Consider the following 22,191-nt stretch of genomic DNA (forward strand, 5'->3'; position numbering starts at 1 on the left):
TCTCCTTTACACAATCATTCGAACGGCTACAACACCTGTAATTTTGCTTATATTTTCCACTATATTCTCTTTTATTATATCATCAATTCCGTTATCAATATCAATCATTGTATACGCCCAAGAATGTTTACTACGATTTATCATATCCGCAATATTAATATGATGTTCCGCTAAACATCCTGTAATTTGTCCTACCATGTTCGGAACGTTTTGATGCATAATCGTAATTCGTTTCTTTCCGATATACGGAAGTTCTACGTTTGGATAGTTGACTGAATTACGAATATTTCCTGTCTCTAAATATTCACGTAATTGACGCGCTGCCATGACCGCACAATTTTCTTCTGATTCAGATGTAGATGCACCAAGGTGTGGCGTCGCTGTTACATTTTTCATCTTTATCACATTTTCATTTGGGAAGTCCGTTACGTAATGTGTAATAACCTCTTCTTCTAACGCTTTTTGAAGAACCTTTTCATCCACAAGTTCCCCTCTAGAGAAATTGAATAGACGCATTCCTTTTTTCATCTTCTCTACAGCGTGTTCACCAATAATTCCCTTCGTTTGATTCGTAAGCGGTATATGCAGTGTAATATAATCACATGTTGCAAAAATTTCATCTAAACTAAATGCTCTTTGCACATGTGTAGAAAGTCGCCATGCTGTTTCAACTGAAATGTAAGGATCGTATCCGACAACGTCCATCCCTAAAGCTAACGCATCGTTCGCAACTAAAGCACCAATTGCACCAAGGCCGATAACTCCTAGACGTTTTCCCGCAATTTCTGATCCAACAAATTGTTTTTTTCCTGTTTCAACAAGCTGCGGTACTTCTTCACCCTCTAAATTTTTCGTCCAGCTTACGCCGTTAATAATGTTACGTGAAGACATAATAAGGCTGGCAATAATAAGTTCCTTTACTGCATTAGCATTTGCCCCTGGCGTATTAAAGACTACAATCCCTTTTTCTGTACATCGCTCGACAGGAATATTATTTACACCGGCACCAGCTCTTGCAATCGCCTTTAAGTCTTTTGAAAACTCTTCTTGATGTAAAGAATAGCTGCGAAGTAAAATGCCGTCTGGGTGATTGATTCTATCCCCTACTTCATAGCGCTCTTCACTAAGTACTTGTAAACCTTTTTCTGCAATTTGATTTAACGTTTGAACACGAAACATATCCCCATCTCCCTATCTATTCTCAAGCTCAAATTCCTTCATATAATTTACTAATTGCTGTACACCGTGTACTGGCATCGCATTGTAAATACTAGCGCGCATACCACCGACTGAGCGATGTCCTTTTAGCGTAACAAGGCCGCGTTCTTTCGCTTTTTGTAAAAATTGATTGTTAAGCTCTTCTGATGGCGTTGTAAACGGAATGTTCATAAGTGATCGATACGTAGAATCAACTGGTGAAGTAAACAATTTTGATTCATCTAAGAAATTGTAAAGAAGTGAAGATTTCATTCTATTTTGTTCTTCAATCGCAGATACGCCGCCTTGCTCTTTCAACCACTCTAATACAAGTTTCGTTACGTAAATACTAAAGGATGGCGGTGTATTATATAAGGAGTTATTTTTGCTGTAAGTTTCATAGTTTAACATCGTCGGACAAGAGCGATCTGCTCCTCCAATTAAATCTCTTTTTATAATAGCAATTGTTAAGCCCGCTGGCCCTAAATTCTTTTGCGCACCCGCATATATAAGCCCAAACTTCGTAACATCATATTGTTCTGATAAAATATTTGAGGACATATCCGCAACGAGCGGTACTTTATCTACATGTGGAATGTCCACATATTTCGTCCCCTCAATTGTATTGTTCGTTGTAATATGTACATAATCTAGTTTTTCATCGCCTAGTAAACCATCCAGTTTAGGAATTGTAGTAAACTTCTCTTTTTCAGAAGAAGCAATCACTTGTACTTCTCCTACTTTTTCGGCTTCTTGCAATGCCTTTTTAGACCATGAGCCAGTCAGTACGTACCCTGCTTTTTTATACGTATTCATTATATTCAGCGGTATCATAGAAAATTGTAATGACGCACCGCCTTGTAAAAACAATACTTCATACTCATCAGGAATGTTCATTAATTCACGTAGTAAGTTACTCGCTTCATCAATAATACTTTGAAAATAAGAAGATCGATGACTCATTTCCATAATAGACATGCCTGTCCCGTTATAATTTAAAAGCTCCTTTTGCACTTTCTCTAAAACTGGCAAAGGGAGTATAGATGGTCCAGCTGAAAAATTATATACTCTTTCCATCACCCTAATAACCTCCCTATTTCTTATCTTTATTATTTTTTAAACTTTCTGAATTATAACCCAAAATATAATACGTGGTCAATTTGTTTTCTATTATTACGGCGTAAGACGCAATGGAATCGCTTGCATGTGCAGACTACTTTTTATAAACATATAAAAAAGTGTTAAGTACATAATCGTACTTAACACTCTAGTAATAAAGTATAATTGCTAATTGTCCGTGAAGAACCGATCAAAAATTTGATAAATAGCAGAAAGACCAATGAGCCAATAAATAGTGTCCACAAGCGCCGGCATAGAACCAAACCATTTCTCAACTACATTGTAATCTAACGCTACAAATAACCAATTCAAACCGCCAAGAATCACCAAAATTACTGTAAGGTAAGACAAAAATTTCATTATGATTGCCCCCTAGGTGATAAGATGGTGAAAGGCCTTTCACTAGAAATATATGTGGTAAACTTCAAAACTTACCTATTTTATAAAAATTATTTTCGATACCAGCCGTTAATAACTGCCTCTGCTTCTTTACTATGTATTTGATACGCATGCGTACTATTATTAGAACCAATAAACCAAATTGAAAAACCTTTAAAATATGGTTTCGGTTCTAACACATCACGGTAAGCGCGCCATCCGTTTAATTGTACGTCTTTTGAAAAGACATTAGAAACATCTGGATTCCACGGATTTTGTAGTCCAAGTTCACGTGCTGGAACGTTAAATCCACCAAAGTAAACTGGTTTTCCTGTTGCTTTATGTAATTGTTCCAATTGCTGCACAACATTTTGCCCACGATTATACACTGTCGTCGCAAATAAACTTTTCTTTACTTCTTCGTATGTTGGATTTCTTTTTCCTGAAACTTCAAACCAACTATCAATACTTACAATATCAACCTTTTTTAAATACGGACGATTTATTTTCTCTACAAACTTCGCTTCATACGAAGAATCAAAGCTTGCAGTTAACCACCAATTCATTTGATACAAAACATTTCCTTTATACTGCTGACGGACGAAATCAATTGTATCGCTCCAATATCCTTCTGCATATTCCATATTTACGAAATTAGAAGCAATCTTGAGCCCGTATACATTGTATTTACTTGTAATCGAATTAAAAATATCTTGTAGAATAACCGTTTTCCAATTCCAGAAGAAATCATTAATATTACTTGGATTCCATTCCGTTTCCCCAACATTCCCTTGCTGAATATATGGGAACGGTTCCACAATAACTTGAATATTACGCTTTAATAATTCTTGAATTAAAATAATAGCCTGTTGCTTTTGCGCTTGATTAATTACCATGTTCGTAGAAGTCACGTTCGGAATATCTACCTGAATCGGTACATTTACTGTATTTAAATTCAAGCGTTCTACATCAGCTAACACTTTCGCCACATTTCCAACTTCCCATACCGTTACATTTCCTGATTTGATTTTTCCAGATTGAACAGTATTTACATCTGCCTGTACATTTCCTTGAAAACAAAAAGAAAACAGCATAATAAACACTCCTAAAAAACTTATTAAACTCTTATTTTTCTTCACAACTTTCCCCCTATAATTTTTGGCTTTCTTGATTATTTTATACAACGTTTCACAAATATTCCAGAATAAATTCCAATGATTTTTCACAATAAAAATGCTATTCATCCTTTATTCACATCTTATTCATATTAACCTTCTAAAAATAGTGAGGTAAATAAAAAAAGAACGGATTTCCGCTCCTTTTTTATCTTTTTACGATTGAAGTTATTGAACTTTTTCTGATAATCTAAGTGAATCTTTGTTTTTGCATAAATAAATTTTCATACTCATACATGTATCAAAAAAATTTTATCTATATTCGTTTTTTGTTTGTATGACTTTCGTGTCTTTGAATATTCATAATTACATCTCCATTATATTTGCACATAACACATGCCTAATTATGATATTTATACATAAGTTAACTATATTTTTCTAATATTTTTAGGCGTATCTTATTTCGCCTTGTTATATTTCACTAATTGAATTTAAAACACATCCGTGTGCTATTTCGTAAGATTTACTATTCGAGACGCAATTATTGCAGTAATCAAGATAATAATAGCGGTTATCAAGCCAGATTCTCCAATCCAAATCTCAGTTTGATATCCTGTACTTGCACGTGCGAAAGGTCCTTGAATAATGGCATTCCAAGTAGTATGGATGATAACCGAAGGCCAAACGCTACCTGTGATAAGTCGTAAATAAGCTATAATATAACTAAATGGCACAATACAAAAATAGATGCCAAGTACTGAAAGTAGGACAGATGATCCCTCTACATATAGACCAGCAATAACAATTGGAACATGCCACGTTGCCCAAATCAATCCACTAATAAGGATAGGCCTTGAAAACTCTGCATCGACTAGCCTTGTGAGCATATAACCTCGCCAACCCATTTCTTCTCCCATAACTGGGATTAAGTTAAGCAAGCTTCCTAAAACGCCGCTCAATACTACTAAATAAATGAAACTGAATGGTTCCGGTACATACTGAAGTCCCAGTATGTTGTAGATTGGTTCTAACATACCACCTTCTGGATACTGAAACCTCGCAATTCCGCTCAACCAGGCGATAGAATAAGTAATTCCACATATTATCATAGGTATTAACAGAGCAAGACCAATCCCCTTCCATATCTTTAAGTTACCGAGACTAAAAGATACATCTTTAAACCCTTCTTTCAGTATGATGCGAGTCAAAATAGAAGAAAATGCTGGGGTAAACATATATACCACAATAAGCGGCATACTTTTAGTAACCATTACTACTACATTTAGGATAATAGAAGTAATGATTAAGATACTCAGAAAGAGTTGAAGTCCTATTTTAGCACGTTGGATTTTATCTTTATTACGGAACGATTTTGCGTGTAATATCATTGTAATCCGCCCTTCCCCTTTCATTCACTTGTTTATCGAATTTACTTCTTGTCCTTTCCAAACACACAACTTAGAATAAAAACATTTTGGCATACAGATCATTCATCTTTAAAATCCCTCCCAAACTCATAATCTAATCTTACTTGCGACTCATCAATGTAATTATTATTTATAAGTTGTCATAACCGATAGTACAAAAGTGTAATGATTAGCCTATGACCTGTGTTAATTAACCTTATGACAATATGTAACTAGAAAATATGATATGGAATAAATAACAATTGAATTAAGGCAATCGATTCGTGCAAGTACATGAATCAATCTTGCTTATAAAAATAATTCAATTGAGGTGGCAGAGATGAATAAGAAAAGAATCATTGCAATGGTTAGTACAGCTTTATTAGTCACAGGATGTGTGGAAGTAGGAAACGCTCAAACGGCAGCAGTCGAAAATTCAGGTCAATCAATTCAAAAAAATATAATTAAATCCATACAATCACAGGCTTACCCATTAAAAACGATTGAGCCGTCAAAATCATTTGAGGATTTAAAACCACTTAAGAAAATGATTGGGAGTGCACAATATGTAGGATTAGGAGAGAATACTCATGGAAGCTCTGAAATTTTCACTATGAAGTTTCGACTTGTGAAATATTTAGTTACTGAGATGGGTTTTACAAATTTCACAATGGAAGAAGATTGGGGAAACGGCTTAAAGCTAAATGAATATATCCAAACAGGAAAAGGAAACCCTAGGGAATTTTTAAACTTGTTATATCCTACTGATGAAATTATAGCCATGATTGAGTGGATGAAAGATTATAATGCTGATCCATCCAATAAAAAAAAGATCCAATTTATTGGGCTCGACTTAAAAACGTTGGACCAAGGTAGCTTTAATAAAGTAATTGATTATGTAAGGGTGCATCGACCAGATTTGCTGGCAGAAGTAGAAGAAAATTATAAAGAATTGTCATCTTTTACTGGAAATATACAGGAATATATGAAACTTGCTCCTGAAATGAAAGAGAAGTTCAAAGCAAACGCTGAGAGAGTAGTCCGATTACTAAAAGATGAGAATGAGCAAGCCAACACAGAAATAATTCCATCCGAGTACAGCTGGGTGAAAGCAACAGCAAGTGCAATAGAGAAATTTACCACAATGCTACTTCCTAACGACTATCCAAGCATAATAAAACTACATGAGAAATACTTGGCCGATCATGCAATGTGGGCACAAGAGACATTTGGTGGTAAAACGATGGTATGGGGACACAATATTCATATAGCTAAAGGAATTATCGATGAGGAATTATACCCTTATGTTGCGGGGCAATTTTTGAAGGAACGTTTAAACAATAATTATGTCACAATTGGCAGTACAACTACGGAGGGGAATTTCACCTTATACAGCGAATATAACCCTTCCACCGGAGGTAAGATTACAACAGATACGATTCCACAAGATGTAACTAGTTTTAATTATACCCTTGGAAAAGTACCATATAATATGTTTTTGTTGGATAACCGTCACCTTAAAGGTCAAGCAGAGAAATGGGTTAAAGCAAAAAGACCATTACTAAGTATAGGGGGACAAATCCTCCCGAACGGTTCATTATACTTTGATACTTCATTGCTTGAGCAATTTGATATTATTTTTCACATTCGAAAAACAAGTCCATCTCATATTAAATAAAAGTACAAAACAATCCCGTTCTTGCAGATGCAAAAGCGGGATTGTTTTGTGGAGGATTAATAAAAGCATCTTTTTTAACCATAAGTAGGTTACCCTCCCCTTTTTAGCATCATTCAGAAATGTCATATGACACTTTTACACTAGTGAGAATGACAAAAAAAGCAGTACAATTCGGTTATTACATAAATAGGAGCGATGAACATTATGAAATCAAGATTCATCCAGAATGGTTATTTTTTATTGCTAACTTTCGTTACAGGATTGTTTTATTTTTGTTTTTATCTAATAGCTCTGCTATTCAGTTTCACCCTTTCATTTACGGTAGTTGGGATTCCACTAGTTATACGCATACTACAGACTACCACACCCTTTATCAAATTCGAGCGCATACAGACGAAAATTTATACAGATATTTCAACAGAATCTTACGATAGAAGTATAACAATGGATACATCGAATTGGGCTCAAGTGAAATTAGTGCTTACAGATCGTCGCACTTGGTCTGCTGTCTATTGGTTAATGCAGAAATTTGCGATTGGCATTATTAGTCTCATTATTGCAACCATTTTTTATGTAATGCCACTTATGTTGCTGTTGGTACCACTACTATATCGATACATCGAAATGAACATTATATTCATACGGATAGATACTTTTGCCAAGTCACTCTTTGTAATGTTAATGGGTATAATATTTACCTCCATAAGTATTAGAATAGTAGATAGTTTGACACAGAAAATTGGAGGCTATACACGTAGTATGATTCGGCAACTAAATCAATAGAAATTTGCAGCCTGTGAGTAGTATCCCAGTTTTAAAATAAAAAGTATTATAAGGCAGAAAGGATTAAATTATAATATAGGAAGTAAAAAGGTAGGCTATTTAGGGGGTAAATGACTTGTTTGATATGGTTAAATATTGGTTTTGGTATGATTGGATTATGTTAGGAATCCGTCTACTTGCTAGTGTGTCTATCATTCTAGCTACATTAAATTTTCAGGATGGTTTAACATTACCACTTTGGATTATTATTGTTTGGGAAATTATTGCCTTCTCTGTTCCATGGGTAGCCTTACTATTCAATTATAAATATTATTTATTCACAGAAATATTGCTTTATGGTGGACTATGTATATATTTAACCTCTTTATTTCCAGAGGCTTACAATATTTTTCTTATATCAGTGTTTCTTATCGCAGCAAATAGTAAGCATTTGTCCTATTATTGGACAGCTCCAACAACAATTTTTATAACAACTGGAATTTTCTATGCAGTTGCGCCAAGTAATAGCTATTGGGTTATGGTCATCTATTATGGATTCGCTTATGTAATGGGATTCGCCTTCCATTTATTAATCGTCAATCATAAGCAAAATGAAGCAATTCGTAAACAAAACGCAGTACTTGAGCAGTATATGTCTCAGATTGAACGCATTACACTGGCAGAGGAACGAAACAGACTGTCGAATGAGCTTCATGATACAGTTGGTCACGCTTATACTTCTATTATTATGGGAATGGAAACGTTGCGCACCGAACTTGCTACTGAAATGGGTATACAGAGGCTAGATTCTCTGCTGGAAATGGGACGTAAAAGTATCAAGGACGTGAGAGGTTACCTACATCAAATGGATTCTCCGTGTCAATCGCCTTCCTTGATTCAATCTCTACAAAACCTTGGAGCCGAATTTCAGGAGCACGCTCAGGTAAATGTAAGTTTTAGGACATTCGGAGAGGAATATCAATTGTCTCGGCAAGCGAAAATCGCATTCATTCGTTGCTTACAAGAGTCCCTTACGAATGCAGTACGTCATGGTCAAGGGACTGAAATTATAGTTTCATTGCAGTTTGAACAACAATATACGAGGTTAGAAGTTCAAGATAACGGAAAAGGAAATGTAGAATGGCAGGAAGGCTTTGGTATGAATGCGATGAAAGAGCGGGCAATGAATTTGCAAGGTCAATTGTCTGTATATACAAAGCCAGATGAAGGTATGCTTGTTACTTGTACCATACCACGACAAACTGAAATAAAAGATGGACTTATTCGTTTGTTAATTGTAGACGATCAGCCATTTGTTCGGGAAAGTTTGAGGACACTACTCGATAGATATGAAGATTTAAATGTAGTCGGTTTGGCTGAGGATGGCAATCAAGCCATCGATTTATGTGGGCGCCTTCAACCTCATGTTATACTTATGGATTTAGATATGCAGCACATGGATGGAGTCGAAGCAACCAAAAAAATTAAGCAACAATGGCCACATATCCGCGTATTGATTTTTACAACTTTTCAGGATACCGAACAGGCGTTGGAATCATTTCGCAACGGTGCGGATGGTTTTTTACTCAAATCTATTGAAACGTTGGAACTAGCTAATACAATCCGACTTATTCACAAAGGTGGGACACTGATTGACCAAGGGATGTCTCACAAAATATTCGAGAAGTTTGATGAGCAAAAAGAGACACCACAATCAAAAGCAACCGCTTATGAGCTAACAACAAGGGAGATAGAAATATTGCAGCTAGTAGCAAAAGGACTTCGATACACTACCATAGCATCAAGGTTATATTTATCGAATGGTACGGTCAGAAATTATGCTTCCACAGCTTATACAAAGCTAGGAGTCCGTAACAAAGAAGAGGCTGTTCAAAAGGCTCTAGAAATTGGAATTATTGAATAACAAAATATTTTGCGGTGTATAAAAAGGAGTAACAAAGAAACAGAACGCTTTGTGTGGTTTCCTTTGTAACAGAGTAAATAAGGCCCGTAATCGTATAAGTAAATATTAAAACACTTACTGTTTTGTAATAATAAAATCATTGAATTTTTTCTCTAAAATACAATAGCCTACTATCCAATTAGCTGATAGTAGGCTTTTAAAATTATTTACGGACTGGGTTATATTCTAATTTATAAGTTTTCCTCAGTAGAAATATTATCACTTCGGCTCTAAATTTAACACCTTCCCTTCTATCCCCTCCGTATTCAATGTAGTCGTATGATACGTTCCATTTACCCAATCATCTATTTGATCATGATACCAATCACTTCTAAAATGTCCCGATTGTCCTGGTCCTACGATATGATAACCGTTTGACATATCATTCGTATCAATGACGAATCGCCAAGAAGCTCCATGATTGACAATACCGTTATCGCCGTAACTCGCTGCTTGAACGGTAACTTGACTTCCGCCAATTGGAACTGGTTTCTCACGATTAAACGCAAGTAGCGCTAACATACTAGATGATTTTGAAATTGGGTGTGTAAAAGCAAGTTGATGGTAATCGCCCCACTTCCACTCTGCAACATCGGGGCCATATTCCTTCTGTAATTTCTTCATTACATTCTCGTACGATGTATGCACAACTTTCGTGAAGCCCCCGTACTTCGTAAACCAAGCGGTATTTTCTCCCGCTACTTCTTTTCGCATCAATTCATCAACAACTTGTGACTTCCCTTCAAATAACTCCATCATATCTTTCGGTATTTCTTTTGAAAATAACGTATTTGAAATCTCTTTCATTAACAAATGGAATAGTAATGGTGCCGCTTCATCTTTACTATCGTAAAAATTCCACTTTGTTAATTGTTTTATGCCTTCTTTCTCTACTTCATTTAAAGATGCTTTATTTAACTCTTTTAAAAATATAGGAGTAAACTCTTTCCCGTATAAATTCTTTTGATCCATCTGTAACTCTTCTAAATCTTTCACGGTATACTTTTCCTTCTCTTGTAAAAACTCTTGAATACGCATTTGTCTATATGGCTGTGCCCACGTATTACTAATATGATACGGATAATGATCATCTACAATTTTATTATTCGCAGTGGAAATAAACCCTTGTTTTGGATTGATTACTTTTGGTAGCTGATCAAACGGGATATACCCTTCCCATTCATATTCGTCTGTCCATCCAGGCACTGGCAGACTACCATCACCTTTTTTACGCACTGGTATATTTCCATTTGCTTTATAAGCAATTTTGCCATCATTTGATGCAAATACAAAGTTTTGAGTTGGGGTATGGAAGTCTTGAAGAGCCATTTCAAACTCATTCCAATCTTTCGCTTTATTCATATTTAATACAGCCTTTAATTCAGCGGAAGGCTCCAAGGCAGTCCATTTCAAAGCGAATACCGTTTTCGTTTTCTCTTTCCCTTTATCCGCAAACTCTGAAATAACTGGACCATGCCTCGTAACCGTTACTTTATACGGAATTGTTTTCCCGCCCTTTACTTTAATAGATTCATCCACAACAGTAGCTTTTTCCCACTTATCGTTATACAGAAATTCATTTTCATTATTAGGATTTCTCTTTTCAATATATAAATCTTGTACATCAGGACCGGTATTCGTAACGCCCCATGCTATTTTGTCATTGTGTCCTAAAATAACACCTGGTACGCCAGCAAAAATAACGCCACTTACATTCAAATCTTTCATTTCAAGTTGTGATTGATACCAAATAGAAGGCGTCGCAAGAGATAAATGAGGGTCATCTGCTAAAATCGGCTTACCAGACGCACTCTTCTCACCGCTTATGACCCAGTTATTGCTACCATTAAACTCTGGCGGAATGATTGTTTTTGCAAAACTTTGTGCGACATTCACATTTGTATTTTCCAGTTCAGCTAGCAATCTAGGCGCATCTTTCGGATATGTAGGAAATAACTCATTTGCTTGCTCTTTCGGTAAATTTTTCAGCGCCCAATATCGAAACGCCTGTCCGTGCCAATGTCCGCCTAAATCAAACGCCATATACTTCCCAATTGTTAACGTATCAACAATTGACCATTCAGCAGGCTCATAACCTAATATAGTAAACTCGACCGGCAATTTCTTTTCCTCTTTCGCCTCACTTATAAAAGCATTTATCCCATCAGCAAATGACTGCAGAGCATATTTCGCTTCCCCGTCATATTGACTAACAGATGCTTCGGCTGCTCGCCTTAAACCGAGTGTTCGAAACAACTTATCTCGATCAACAGCTGCTTCTCCTACAACTTCACTCAACATACCAGAAGCTTGCCTTCTACTTAAATCCATTTGAAACAAACGATCTTGCGCTTGTACATACCCTTGTGAAAAATATAAATCATGTGCATTTTCCGCTTTAATATGCGGTACCCCTTTACTATCTCGCTTTACCGTAACAGCACGTTGTAAATCCTCTAGTTTTATCGTTCCATCTATCTTTGGCACCGATCTAAGCGTATATATGTTCAAAAAAATTGCTGCACAGATAACTAACAAAAGAACGATACTGCTAGACCAAATAAAAATTCTCTTACCCCTAGTTCGTTTCTTCTTTATAACGACTTCCATGTTAACCCCCTCCTTTCTCAAACTATTCGCTTCTATTTTGATAGAACCTTTTAGAAAAGAAAAAATCCTTCCTTGCTCATGCTATGGATCATGTAAACTGAATACTCCTTCCTTTCCTTCCCTTAAATCCCCCCGTTCTTTCTTACACCAATTCCTCAAAATCCCCTTCACATAAGCAAGCGTTCGCTTATTCTGTTCAAACGCAATTTTAAGTGCCTCTAGTACGGTATTTCCTGAAACTTTTCGTATCCACCCCTTCAATTCCTTCACAATATATGGAGATAGACTACTTATATGTTGCTCGTAAAATTTATAAACTTCACCATGCGGAGTATCCTCTTCTATCTCTTCTTCTTCAACAACTACTTCTAAACTACTATTATCCTCTTCTTCTGGCATACCAAAATGCTGCAATAACAACGGAATCTTCCATTCTTCTTCAAGACATTTACGTAAAAACATATGTACGAACTCTTTATTTTTTACAGTCTTTAACTCACGTAACACACATTTTTCTACATTCGTATTTACAATAGGGTTATAGTGTAACCAATTTAGTATGTATAACTCTTTCGTTTCCGCATCGTATAGAATCTTTCCGTATTCAACAAACCTATTTAATAACTTCTCAACAGTCTCCATATTGTAGCCTGTTTCAAGTTCTGCCACACGCTTCGGTAATACGTAAATTCCACATTGCTTCGTTTTCGTACCCGTTAACAAATATATATAAAAATAACGCTCCTCTGGCGTTAAATCTAATATGAATTCATCTTGCCAAAAATTCACCTGCACATTACGGTACACCGCCATATGTTTACCTCCTCCTTATATTCATAAAAAGGCAGATTTCAATCCTTCAATATACATATAGGAATGAGGGCTTGGTTTTTTGCATTTGAATTCCAATTTTTTTTAACTACTACAACGACGGTTTTATTTTTTCGTGTTTTTTTGTTCTTGTAGTTGTTTTTGTTTTTGTTTTTTCTTAGTGATTTATTACTTGGTAGGTTCTTATGAGGGGCTTGGAAGGGGCTTCATAGGGGCTAAAATAAAAAGGAGCTGTTCCAAATTCTCATTTTGAATAGCTCCTTTAAAATCCTTATTACTTTTCCTTGTACCAATATAAACTACTACTTACAATTCCTTTATTTCTGCATAGAGTTTAACATCTTCACTAAAAAGGCAGCTGCTTCACCACGAGTTGTTGTCCCTTTAGGATTAAACTCATTATTTCCAACACCAGTAACTACCTTTAAACTATATAATCGTTGAACATGCTGTTTGTATGTAATTAAATGTTGATCTGTAAATGGTAATGCGACTAATTCACCTGTAACACCTTTATACTGTAATGCGTTATCAATCATGATCGATGCTTCTTCGCGTGTGATAGATGCGTTAGGATCAAAAATCCCGCCGCCACGACCGTTAATAATTCCTGCACTTGCACTACGTTTAATACCGCTATGGAGGGATGGATGCGCTTTGTTCATATCTACAAATGACTTATTTCCTTCTGGTAACTTTAGAGCATTTGAGATTAATGTCGCAAACTCAGCTCTCGTTACATTACGATAAGGCGCAAATACACCATTTCCTTCACCGTGCATAATTCCTAGGCTGTTCAGCTTACGAATATGCCCTTCAAACCATCCACCTGTAATATCATCTTTTGGTTTTTGCACTTCTTTATTTGGCACATTGTAGTTTATCTTAATCCAACTTGGGTTATAGAAAATCCACTCATCGTTACCTACTTTATACCAACCGTTTTTAACTGCTAACACCTTGTAACGATCTCCGTTTGAAGCTTTACGAACGATATGATGTTCAAGTCCTGCACCACTACGTACGTTTATACCATCACCATTCACTACAAGCTCCATATTAGGTTCAGCTGGATTATATTCATTTGAATCAAATAGCTCATTTCTTTCTTGTAAAGGCGAATCAATTTGTGCGTTAACATTTGCATACCATTGAATACCTTGTACGAAGCCAGTCCAATTCCCACGAGAAATTAAAATATTAGGACAGTTTTTTCCACTCCATTGTTGATGCCTATAAATGTGGTCCGCGCTAATTCCTTCTTTGTTCATTAAATAACCTGCAAGTCTCTTTGCATTCTCTAACGCTTTATTGTAATCTCCATCTTGGTTAACTGAAATTTCGATACCGATAGACTCTCTATTTCCTGAGCCATCGCCATCTCCTGCATGCCATCCATTTTCATTTGTTGGTAAGTGCTGATAAATTTGTTTATCATCCACTGTAAAATGCCAAGAAGCTGTTCGGAACGTACCTTCCGTTGCTTGTTTATACAAATATTTCGCATGATTTTCAGCATTCGCACCACGGGCTGTGTTTGCAGTCTCGTGAATTGTAATGTAGCGTGCTTTCATCGGATTAGCAGGGCGAATATCAGGATTTCCTGCTGGAACAATCCACTCTACAAATGGAGTACCTGCAAGTGTTCCATATTTCTTTGTAGTCATCGATGCACTATACTGAATAGCTCTTGGCTTTTCAACCGGCTTCATTTCACGAGTAGAGCCATCATTTCGACCGTCTACATGTTCAAATGCCTTTTCAATGTTTGAAATAGCTTCATCTTCTGCTACTTGACCTTTTTTAGCTTCCTTCATTTTATTTAGTTCTTCTGTTTCATCATGTTTATGCTTATATTCTTCTAGAAGTATTTTCTCATTCTCTGATACTTCCGCTTCGTTAATTTGCATGTGATCAGGAGTTTCTAGATTGAAATTAGAATAGCTTAATCCGTTCGTTCCATGTTCCCCTTGTGCAATACTAAGCTGGTCAGTATGAGATTTATTTATCTCTTCTGCTGATATTGATAAAGGTGCACTCCCTAAAATCACTAGACTTGTTGATATGGCGATTACTCGTTTTTTAATATTCATTGCTGTATGAAATACCTACACAGTTCGTGTAAGTATCCTAACCTCCCTTTATTTTCTCATTCGTGAAAGACTATAAATCTACTATGTATGTATAAAACTATGTTTATTCCACCCTTTTATAAATACTTTCCCCAGCAGGTGAATAATAGTTTCTATAAAATTCCTTAACAGACATTATTTTAAAACCAATTGCAATTGCCGTCAAAAGCACTTATCCACCTTACACTCCACTACTTCTCAAAAATAGATGAGGATACCTTTTACTGATTTTCTTCAACAAGAAGGATCTTTATAATTTTTCATAACTACTATCATGGTAGTTTTGTCGTTATAAGGAAAAATAATATTTAACCTAAAGACATCACCCTTCATTAAAACGCAGTGTACAATGAGAATGGTAATCGGTTAGATCTTTTGCAAACTGTTGATTCGGAAACCCTCTGTGAAGCAATCTCAAGCCGCCTGAAGTTAAGGATATATGATGATGTAACCGATAAAATAACATCCTGTTGGGATCAAGAGTATCATTCTTTAAATATCGATAATAATCCCCAAATCGAAACTGTAAAAAACTGTGCTCATGCTCAATATCAAAGAACTTTGCTCCTTCGATATCAATCAAATAAGGTTCTAGTTTGTCATTAATTAATACATGATCAGGGCCTAGTTCCCCATGTATAAATCCATATCGATTTCTTGGCTCAATTTTTGATTCAAGCTCGTACAATGTATCGAGTAGCTTGCTATGACTTGCCTTGATGCTGTCAATATGTTGGGATGCATAATCTAAATCTTTTTTTGCATGCTTCATTTGCAAGTGATGACATTTTTTCGTGTTGATTCCACTTTGATTCACTTTCCCATGAGTATTTCTCTCATTGGCATGCATGCTTGTCAGCATATCTCCTAACCGCTGAAACACTTTATCTTTTACATATGAATCGGAATTTTGAAAATAAACTTCTGCCTTTTGTCCATTTACATATTCAACGAGAGCATAATCATAAGGATAACGGTTTCTTTCCTTATTCAGATCATATAGAATGGGGGTTTGAATTCCCTGTTGAATTAAATACTTGTTATTTAATTCAAATAAATTACTACTATAGGATTGTTCATGTATATCTCCGTTTGCTATTTCTTCTTGAAAATAATTCATGGTAAGATCCCACACATACAGAACGCTGGAAAATCCATTGCTGCAGTCAATCTTATAGACTACCTTTTGTGCACCGCCATGCATTTTCGTTACATTAGAAACCAAATAACTGGTACCAAATACCTTTTGCATATACTCCTGTAAATCAGATTGATTAAGGTGACAAGTGTTTCCCAATGAATAACACCCCTTTTATATAGTTTTGCTGTCAACCAAACTATATAAAAAATCCAACCCAAAATATAGACTGTTTATTTATAATTTGTTATGATGTTGAATGAGGTCTCGATAAAATTGTAATGTATAAATCCATTGGAATTCCAATGGATTTTTTTGATGAAATCATTCTTGCTTCTCAAATAACACGCCACGTAAAACCTTATAATGGATTACAATGAATGAATCCATACGTTCTTCCACCCTTGTTCTTTTCGCTAACTTTACCTTTCTTTTTAATTGATCATTATTGCCCGTCAGTTTAAGTAAATAACCTTCACAATCTCAATGATATATTCAAACTCGAATAATTCTAATGGCTTGAAAAATAGTTAAAATATTAAAACAAATAGTACGAATTTATGAGATAATACGTTAAAGGGGATGAACTGATTGTTACATACGATGGTTTATGATAAAGCGAAGTACCATTATGAAGGTAATTTTCCTGAGGACTTACCAATCGATCAAGCTTTTGTACATACTGGTATGTTTTTAGGATGGATAATTGAACATCATTTATGTAGTGAAGAATTTGAAGAAGAGTCTCAAGACGAAATTAACCAGTTTAAACTTAGACAAATGACTGGCACAGAAATTTATATGAATTGGGATGGCGTTTTGGCAGACGACATGTTAAATGATGAGGGCAACCAATTCGCCATGTATTACTTTAATAATGATGAGGAATGGAAGTATATAATTGATTACTCAGACGTTTTTATAGATAAAGAAACTCTCTACCATGTGCAAGATACTTGGGAAAACTATTTCAAATTAAAAGAAGTTATTGATAATAGCTATAATTTTTGGAAAGATAACTTACAAAAAAGATAATTAATAAAGTCGATTTCTTATCTCAATAAGGAATCGACTTTATTAATAGTAAACTTAAATATTTTTTCATTTTAGCTTTTATTACAAATTCCCTTTAACGTTTTCGACAATCTCATTTATTGTATTTCGATCAAACTTATCACTAATTTCGTATGGCTCACGATCTCCTACTAATTGTACGCCTACTATATCATTGCGATCCTTACCATATTGCACTTCAATAATCGATCCACGCTCTATTTGTTTCCAAACGAGACCTGCTTCATCCTTATTATCTAAAACAATACAATCCTCAATATTTTCGTCAATCCCAATTAACTTGTTATCATCCATATATCCAACCTCGTACTGTTGACGTTCTTTCGCTTTTCCGCTTACTACTATACCTTTGCTTCCATATGAGTAATCCGTATAGTCCTTTTTCTCCGATTGTATTGCTTTCGGTTCTTTTGCTTCAGTTTTTTCAGTATTTCCACACCCCACAATCATACTAATTGGCATAACTGCAGTTAATACTACTCTAGTAATTTTCTTTATCATTTATAACCAACCTCACATGTTTAACTTTATATTCCATTTATCCCCTTACCAAATAATAACATGATAATACCGAGAAAGAGTCAAAGGTAAAATATTATTTTCATCCTAAAAATCTATGTAAAAAGCTAAACCTCAGTATTCCCTTCCCTTTTACTTTCATATAATACCCTTACAATTATAAATAGCTAAACTTTCAAAACCTACCTGCACTATCGACAAATTATAGAAAGTAGACATCCTACTCACATAAGATTTAAAATTAGAAAGTATGGAAAACATGATAAAAAATATAGGCTAGTTGTTCGCAATTAAAATGGTCTTTACATTAAGAAAGGAAGTGCACAGCTATGGATTTTAAAACAGTGATGCAAGAACTTGAAGCTCTAGGCAAAGAACGAACGAAAAAAATATACATATCTAACGGTGCGCACGAGCCAGTTTTCGGCGTAGCTACAGGTGCTATGAAACCAATTGCTAAAAAAATAAAAGTAAACCAAGAGTTAGCTGAAGAGCTTTATGCGACAGGCAACTACGATGCTATGTACTTTGCAGGTATTATTGCGGATCCAAAAGCTATGAGTGAGTCTGATTTTGATCGCTGGATAGACGGAGCATATTTTTATATGTTGTCTGATTATGTGGTGGCAGTCACTTTATCAGAATCAAATATTGCACAAGATGTTGCTGATAAATGGATTGCAAGTGGAGACGAGCTACGAATGTCAGCGGGCTGGAGTTGCTACTGCTGGCTTTTAGGAAATCGCAAAGACAATGAGTTTTCTGAAATCAAAATTTCCACTATGCTTGAAATGGTAAAAAATACGATCCATGATTCACCAGTACGAACAAAATCCGCTATGAATAATTTTCTAAACACTGTAGCAATTTCATATGTGCCACTACACGAAAAGGCAGTCGAGATTGCAAAAGAAGTTGGTATAGTTGAAGTAAAACGCGATAATAAAAAAAGCAGTTTGCTAAATGCTGCAGGGAGTATTCAGAAAGAACTTGATAGAGGCAGACTTGGTTTCAAACGTAAGTATGTAAGATGTTAAAAAAGAAAAAGGTGGTATCAATCTTTCCTGATTGATACCACCTTTTCTTTAAATACTGAACTCTCTTCTTAGAAAACATTCATTTACCTCTGGACAACTTATATGTTAGAAACTTCTTCATTTAATTTATAAACTCTATCTCTTTTCTCATCGCTTTTGACAAAAATAAGCTTTCCTTCTTTAACAAAATCTTCTAATACTAAGCATACTTGTCCATATGCTTTCGGCTTATTCGTTGTGAATCTTTCATCTGATATTTTGCCAGATCGTATTAATTGTTCACATAGCTCAAGCGCACTTATTTCTTCAAAATCCACTAATTCCAATATATCTTTTTGTAATGGCGATAAAGGTACTGGTATATCAGCTACCTCCACCTTTTCTGGTTTGTTTTCTTCTTCAAATAAATCTTCAAATGAAATTTGATTCATTACTTATTTTCCTTTCTAACGATTGATTTGTATAACATGAACTGAATTCTATAGCGTAGTTATTATTATGTAGTACGTACCTTAATACATAAATGTCAAACTCATGTACATCGTTTCATATAGCATATTTCGATTATACCAAATATACGTTCTGTTTTCTATTACAGATTGGAAAGCAGAATGTTTTACTGAATATCCATTACCCAAATATTACATTTTCAGTTATATTATCAAAAATTTATCCATATTACGGAAATAAATGACAAATAATTATAATTTACATGTTATAATTACGATGCATGCATTTAGTTGTATTACATGCATATGTGTAATGAGTATATTTAATAAAGTTATATGAAACTGGGGAGGCTTTCGCAAATGGGCAAGAAAACAAGCAAAGCTAAAAAATTTTTTGGATTCGTAATCACCGCAGCACTAGCAACTACAACGATGGTAGGTACAGTAAATGCACAAACAACTACGAATAGCTATAAGGTAACTACCAATACGAACACTGTATTTACAGATGTACCAAAGGACCACTGGTCAAAAGATGCTATTGATTACTTAGCGGCAGCAGGGATTTATAAGGGATATGGAAATGGCAAATTTGGTTTTGGGGACAACATCACTAGAGGACAGGTAGCTTCTTTAGTCAATCGACATTTAGAGTTAATCGCAGACGATAAACAAGGAAATATGTTTAGTGATATTGCAAATCATATGTTTGAAAAAGATATTAAAGCCATTGCGCAAGCTGGAATTATGACAGGTGATGGAACAGGTACATTCCGTCCAGATGATGTATTAACTCGATATGAGATGGCAGTCATATTACAAAAAGCATTTCATTTAGAATCAAAAGAACAAGGAAAATTTAAAGACGTACCAAAAGGTCATTGGGCTTATGAAGCTGTAAATACACTGCGTAGTAACCGTATAGCACAAGGTGACGAGGCAGGTAATTTTAACGGAAACACATTTGTGAAGCGTGAGCAGTATGCACAATTTTTCTATAATGCAATAGCAAAAAACAGAGATCATAATTTCAACATCAATTCAAAAGAAGAACTGAAACAAATGTTAACAACTGCTTTAGAGAATGGGACGTTTGGTCCATTTAAATTAAATTCATTGGGTAAAGATCTATCTGATGTAAAAAAAGAATATGGAGTGCCTGATGTTTTGAAAAAAGCACCATGTACAGAATGTGACGCACCTAATACAGCGGTATACGGAGATTATAATATTGATATGTATCCTTCAGACGCTAGATATATATGGGTGAAAATGGATATCTCTATCAACGAATTAAAAGAGTGGTTTGGTGAACCAGATGGAATCGGAGAGGATATGACTAGTGAAGGCTTTATATATAATCGAGGAAGCTATTCTCTTTATTTTAGCTTCTCTGATGGTTATATTCAACGCGCCGAAATATCTAAAATTGAACATCATTAATATGTTACAAGCAATATAAAATATAGAAAAAACCCTTCAAGGATACCCTTATTCTAGAAGGGTTTTATTTTGTTTCTAGCTATTTTACATCATACAAAGCTATGAAACTCCTACTGATTAAACTTTATTTTTCTTAGTGCTCTGCATTCCATTCACTTAAATACGTTGCATATTCTAATTCATCTGGATCATCGTATAACATAGAAATAAACTCTAATTTATTTCCATCACAATCTAGAAAATATACACTTGCAGCTGGCATCCATCTTTGGACAATTGGCTCTTCATTTCCTTTCCCCTGACTCCCTACCACCTCTATTCCACGATTCTCTAACCACGATTTAGAAGTCTTTAAAGACTCTAAATCTACACGAAAAGCGAAGTGTTTCGTCTCAAAATCTTCATTACTATGTACTTCCCATAATCCAAGCATTTGTTTTTTATTTTCTCCTACCCAGAAGAACGCAACTCGTCTTTTTAATAGTTTCTTTGCTAATGTTAAACCTAATTTATTTTGATAGAAATCTATCGCCTTTTCTAAATTTCTTACATGTAAATGAGTTTCAAATATGCTTTGTATCATGATATATATTCCTCCCTCCCCTACATTCCGGTTTTTCATAAATATATTTTGTTTTTATAATACAAATAAATACATTTTAAATCATCCTACTTTTGTATCATTGTTCTTTCCTACAAAGGTATATATCTAGTATACCAACGCCAAAATTCAATAAAAAAACACATTTACATTCTAGCAAACACATTCATAAATTTTTATAATGTAATAAAAGTAACATCTTAATACTAGAGGAGGAACCGTTCTGGATAAAACCAAAGTTATGGCTTATTTTAGTGCAACGGGTGATATATTCCCTGTTGAAGCAATTACCGAGGCCTTAAGTATCGAGCCGACACAAACTTATAAAAAAGGAGATGTTGTTGTAAGACGTGATAATCCGAATCTTGTATCCACAAAAGATCTATATAGAAAAGCGACGGATTGGACTTTAAGCACTGGCTATCAAGAATCATATGATATAAATGCTCAGTTGCATGTTATTCTAAAATCTCTTGAAGGAAAAACAGAACAATTAAAACATCTCAAGAAAAAGTATGATTTACAGTTTCTTTTTATGGTAGTGATTCAAGTGGAGAATAACGAATCACCCGCAATGTATTTACAAAAAGAGATTATTAACTTTGCTAGTTTCATTCAAGCAGAAATTCATTTTGATCTATATATGTATTAAAAACAAAAACGCTATTGATATTGGAATCAATAGCGTTTTTTTATGTGACTATATATTTTATCTTACTTGTACCTGAAAGCAAATTCT

At 34.9% G+C, this 22,191-nt stretch carries 19 protein-coding genes; 7 read left to right on the forward strand and 12 right to left on the reverse strand.

The features are described from left to right. Positions 1-6: 6 nt before the first annotated feature. The 5 genes from ATN06_RS16385 to ATN06_RS16405 all read right to left on the reverse strand — a co-directional run bounded on the left by ATN06_RS16385 (position 7) and on the right by ATN06_RS16405 (position 5,197). Positions 7-1,179: a 3-phosphoglycerate dehydrogenase family protein gene (locus ATN06_RS16385; protein WP_060631528.1), complete on the reverse strand. Its 1,173-nt coding sequence runs from the start codon at positions 1,177-1,179 to the stop codon at positions 7-9. A gap of 12 nt (positions 1,180-1,191) precedes the next feature. Continuing rightward, positions 1,192-2,274, reverse strand: coding sequence for a 3-phosphoserine/phosphohydroxythreonine transaminase (serC, locus tag ATN06_RS16390; protein ID WP_060631529.1), 1,083 nt, complete (start codon positions 2,272-2,274; stop codon positions 1,192-1,194). A 210-nt stretch (positions 2,275-2,484) separates the two neighbouring features. After that, on the reverse strand, positions 2,485-2,676 hold the full coding sequence (locus ATN06_RS16395) for a DUF378 domain-containing protein (protein WP_000670803.1): 192 nt from the start codon (positions 2,674-2,676) through the stop codon (positions 2,485-2,487). Between the two features lie 89 nt (positions 2,677-2,765). Then, positions 2,766-3,833, reverse strand: a complete 1,068-nt coding sequence (locus ATN06_RS16400) for a glycoside hydrolase family 113 (protein ID WP_060631530.1) — start codon at positions 3,831-3,833, stop codon at positions 2,766-2,768. Positions 3,834-4,318: 485 nt separating this feature from the next. Further along, positions 4,319-5,197: a CPBP family intramembrane glutamic endopeptidase gene (locus ATN06_RS16405; RefSeq protein WP_060631531.1), complete on the reverse strand. Its 879-nt coding sequence runs from the start codon at positions 5,195-5,197 to the stop codon at positions 4,319-4,321. Between the two features lie 358 nt (positions 5,198-5,555). On the opposite strand from ATN06_RS16405, the gene ATN06_RS16410 reads away from it, so the two are divergent. The 3 genes from ATN06_RS16410 to ATN06_RS16420 all read left to right on the forward strand — a co-directional run bounded on the left by ATN06_RS16410 (position 5,556) and on the right by ATN06_RS16420 (position 9,579). Then, complete coding sequence (locus ATN06_RS16410; RefSeq protein ID WP_060631532.1) at positions 5,556-6,893, forward strand: erythromycin esterase family protein; 1,338 nt, start codon at positions 5,556-5,558, stop codon at positions 6,891-6,893. Positions 6,894-7,097: 204 nt separating this feature from the next. Next, positions 7,098-7,676: a sensor domain-containing protein gene (locus ATN06_RS16415; protein WP_060631533.1), complete on the forward strand. Its 579-nt coding sequence runs from the start codon at positions 7,098-7,100 to the stop codon at positions 7,674-7,676. 115 nt (positions 7,677-7,791) lie between these two features. Next, on the forward strand, positions 7,792-9,579 hold the full coding sequence (locus ATN06_RS16420) for a helix-turn-helix transcriptional regulator (RefSeq protein WP_060631534.1): 1,788 nt from the start codon (positions 7,792-7,794) through the stop codon (positions 9,577-9,579). A gap of 258 nt (positions 9,580-9,837) precedes the next feature. Here ATN06_RS16420 and ATN06_RS16425 read toward each other — a convergent pair whose 3' ends face one another. The 4 genes from ATN06_RS16425 to ATN06_RS16440 all read right to left on the reverse strand — a co-directional run bounded on the left by ATN06_RS16425 (position 9,838) and on the right by ATN06_RS16440 (position 16,443). Beyond that, positions 9,838-12,228, reverse strand: coding sequence for a penicillin acylase family protein (locus ATN06_RS16425; protein ID WP_060631535.1), 2,391 nt, complete (start codon positions 12,226-12,228; stop codon positions 9,838-9,840). An 81-nt stretch (positions 12,229-12,309) separates the two neighbouring features. After that, complete coding sequence (locus ATN06_RS16430; protein ID WP_060631536.1) at positions 12,310-13,041, reverse strand: DnaD domain-containing protein; 732 nt, start codon at positions 13,039-13,041, stop codon at positions 12,310-12,312. Between the two features lie 335 nt (positions 13,042-13,376). Then, a complete protein-coding gene (locus ATN06_RS16435) occupies positions 13,377-15,152 on the reverse strand; it encodes an S-layer homology domain-containing protein (RefSeq protein ID WP_060631537.1) in 1,776 nt (591 codons plus the stop codon). Positions 15,153-15,513: 361 nt separating this feature from the next. Further along, positions 15,514-16,443 carry a phosphotransferase gene (locus tag ATN06_RS16440; RefSeq protein WP_060633155.1) on the reverse strand — a complete coding sequence of 310 codons (930 nt, stop codon included), beginning with the start codon at positions 16,441-16,443 and terminating at the stop codon, positions 15,514-15,516. 477 nt (positions 16,444-16,920) lie between these two features. Here ATN06_RS16440 and ATN06_RS16445 point away from each other — a divergent pair, with 477 nt between their 5' ends. Beyond that, positions 16,921-17,364 carry a DUF7832 domain-containing protein gene (locus ATN06_RS16445; RefSeq protein WP_060631538.1) on the forward strand — a complete coding sequence of 148 codons (444 nt, stop codon included), beginning with the start codon at positions 16,921-16,923 and terminating at the stop codon, positions 17,362-17,364. 81 nt (positions 17,365-17,445) lie between these two features. Here the strand turns inward: ATN06_RS16445 and ATN06_RS16450 are convergent, their stop codons facing one another. Continuing rightward, positions 17,446-17,904, reverse strand: coding sequence for a hypothetical protein (locus tag ATN06_RS16450; protein WP_060631539.1), 459 nt, complete (start codon positions 17,902-17,904; stop codon positions 17,446-17,448). A gap of 347 nt (positions 17,905-18,251) precedes the next feature. Between ATN06_RS16450 and ATN06_RS16455 the strand changes: the two genes are divergently transcribed. Beyond that, complete coding sequence (locus ATN06_RS16455; RefSeq protein ID WP_060631540.1) at positions 18,252-18,959, forward strand: DNA alkylation repair protein; 708 nt, start codon at positions 18,252-18,254, stop codon at positions 18,957-18,959. Between the two features lie 98 nt (positions 18,960-19,057). Here ATN06_RS16455 and ATN06_RS16460 read toward each other — a convergent pair whose 3' ends face one another. Then, on the reverse strand, positions 19,058-19,390 hold the full coding sequence (locus tag ATN06_RS16460) for a DUF3895 domain-containing protein (protein ID WP_060631541.1): 333 nt from the start codon (positions 19,388-19,390) through the stop codon (positions 19,058-19,060). Positions 19,391-19,768: 378 nt separating this feature from the next. Between ATN06_RS16460 and ATN06_RS16465 the strand changes: the two genes are divergently transcribed. Next, positions 19,769-20,851, forward strand: a complete 1,083-nt coding sequence (locus tag ATN06_RS16465; RefSeq protein ID WP_060631542.1) for an S-layer homology domain-containing protein — start codon at positions 19,769-19,771, stop codon at positions 20,849-20,851. A gap of 133 nt (positions 20,852-20,984) precedes the next feature. Here the strand turns inward: ATN06_RS16465 and ATN06_RS16470 are convergent, their stop codons facing one another. Next, positions 20,985-21,434 carry a VOC family protein gene (locus ATN06_RS16470; RefSeq protein WP_060631543.1) on the reverse strand — a complete coding sequence of 150 codons (450 nt, stop codon included), beginning with the start codon at positions 21,432-21,434 and terminating at the stop codon, positions 20,985-20,987. 259 nt (positions 21,435-21,693) lie between these two features. Between ATN06_RS16470 and ATN06_RS16475 the strand changes: the two genes are divergently transcribed. Then, entirely contained in the window at positions 21,694-22,104 is a 411-nt protein-coding gene (locus ATN06_RS16475) for a DUF4279 domain-containing protein (protein WP_060631544.1), read from the forward strand. Positions 22,105-22,191 lie beyond the last annotated feature (87 nt).

Source organism: Bacillus thuringiensis (assembly GCF_001455345.1).
Classification (GTDB): domain Bacteria; phylum Bacillota; class Bacilli; order Bacillales; family Bacillaceae_G; genus Bacillus_A; species Bacillus_A thuringiensis_N.

Excerpts from the sequence above, each read along its gene's own strand:
- ATN06_RS16385 (WP_060631528.1), bottom strand. The coding sequence starts at position 1,179 with ATGTTTCGTGTTCAAACGTTAAATCAAATTGCAGAAAAAGGTTTACAA.
- serC (WP_060631529.1), bottom strand. The coding sequence starts at position 2,274 with ATGGAAAGAGTATATAATTTTTCAGCTGGACCATCTATACTCCCTTTG.
- ATN06_RS16395 (WP_000670803.1), bottom strand. The coding sequence starts at position 2,676 with ATGAAATTTTTGTCTTACCTTACAGTAATTTTGGTGATTCTTGGCGGT.
- ATN06_RS16405 (WP_060631531.1), bottom strand. The coding sequence starts at position 5,197 with ATGATATTACACGCAAAATCGTTCCGTAATAAAGATAAAATCCAACGT.
- ATN06_RS16410 (WP_060631532.1), top strand. The coding sequence starts at position 5,556 with ATGAATAAGAAAAGAATCATTGCAATGGTTAGTACAGCTTTATTAGTC.
- ATN06_RS16415 (WP_060631533.1), top strand. The coding sequence starts at position 7,098 with ATGAAATCAAGATTCATCCAGAATGGTTATTTTTTATTGCTAACTTTC.
- ATN06_RS16425 (WP_060631535.1), bottom strand. The coding sequence starts at position 12,228 with ATGGAAGTCGTTATAAAGAAGAAACGAACTAGGGGTAAGAGAATTTTT.
- ATN06_RS16430 (WP_060631536.1), bottom strand. The coding sequence starts at position 13,041 with ATGGCGGTGTACCGTAATGTGCAGGTGAATTTTTGGCAAGATGAATTC.
- ATN06_RS16435 (WP_060631537.1), bottom strand. The coding sequence starts at position 15,152 with ATGAATATTAAAAAACGAGTAATCGCCATATCAACAAGTCTAGTGATT.
- ATN06_RS16440 (WP_060633155.1), bottom strand. The coding sequence starts at position 16,443 with ATGCAAAAGGTATTTGGTACCAGTTATTTGGTTTCTAATGTAACGAAA.
- ATN06_RS16450 (WP_060631539.1), bottom strand. The coding sequence starts at position 17,904 with ATGATAAAGAAAATTACTAGAGTAGTATTAACTGCAGTTATGCCAATT.
- ATN06_RS16455 (WP_060631540.1), top strand. The coding sequence starts at position 18,252 with ATGGATTTTAAAACAGTGATGCAAGAACTTGAAGCTCTAGGCAAAGAA.
- ATN06_RS16460 (WP_060631541.1), bottom strand. The coding sequence starts at position 19,390 with ATGAATCAAATTTCATTTGAAGATTTATTTGAAGAAGAAAACAAACCA.
- ATN06_RS16465 (WP_060631542.1), top strand. The coding sequence starts at position 19,769 with ATGGGCAAGAAAACAAGCAAAGCTAAAAAATTTTTTGGATTCGTAATC.
- ATN06_RS16470 (WP_060631543.1), bottom strand. The coding sequence starts at position 21,434 with ATGATACAAAGCATATTTGAAACTCATTTACATGTAAGAAATTTAGAA.
- ATN06_RS16475 (WP_060631544.1), top strand. The coding sequence starts at position 21,694 with ATGGCTTATTTTAGTGCAACGGGTGATATATTCCCTGTTGAAGCAATT.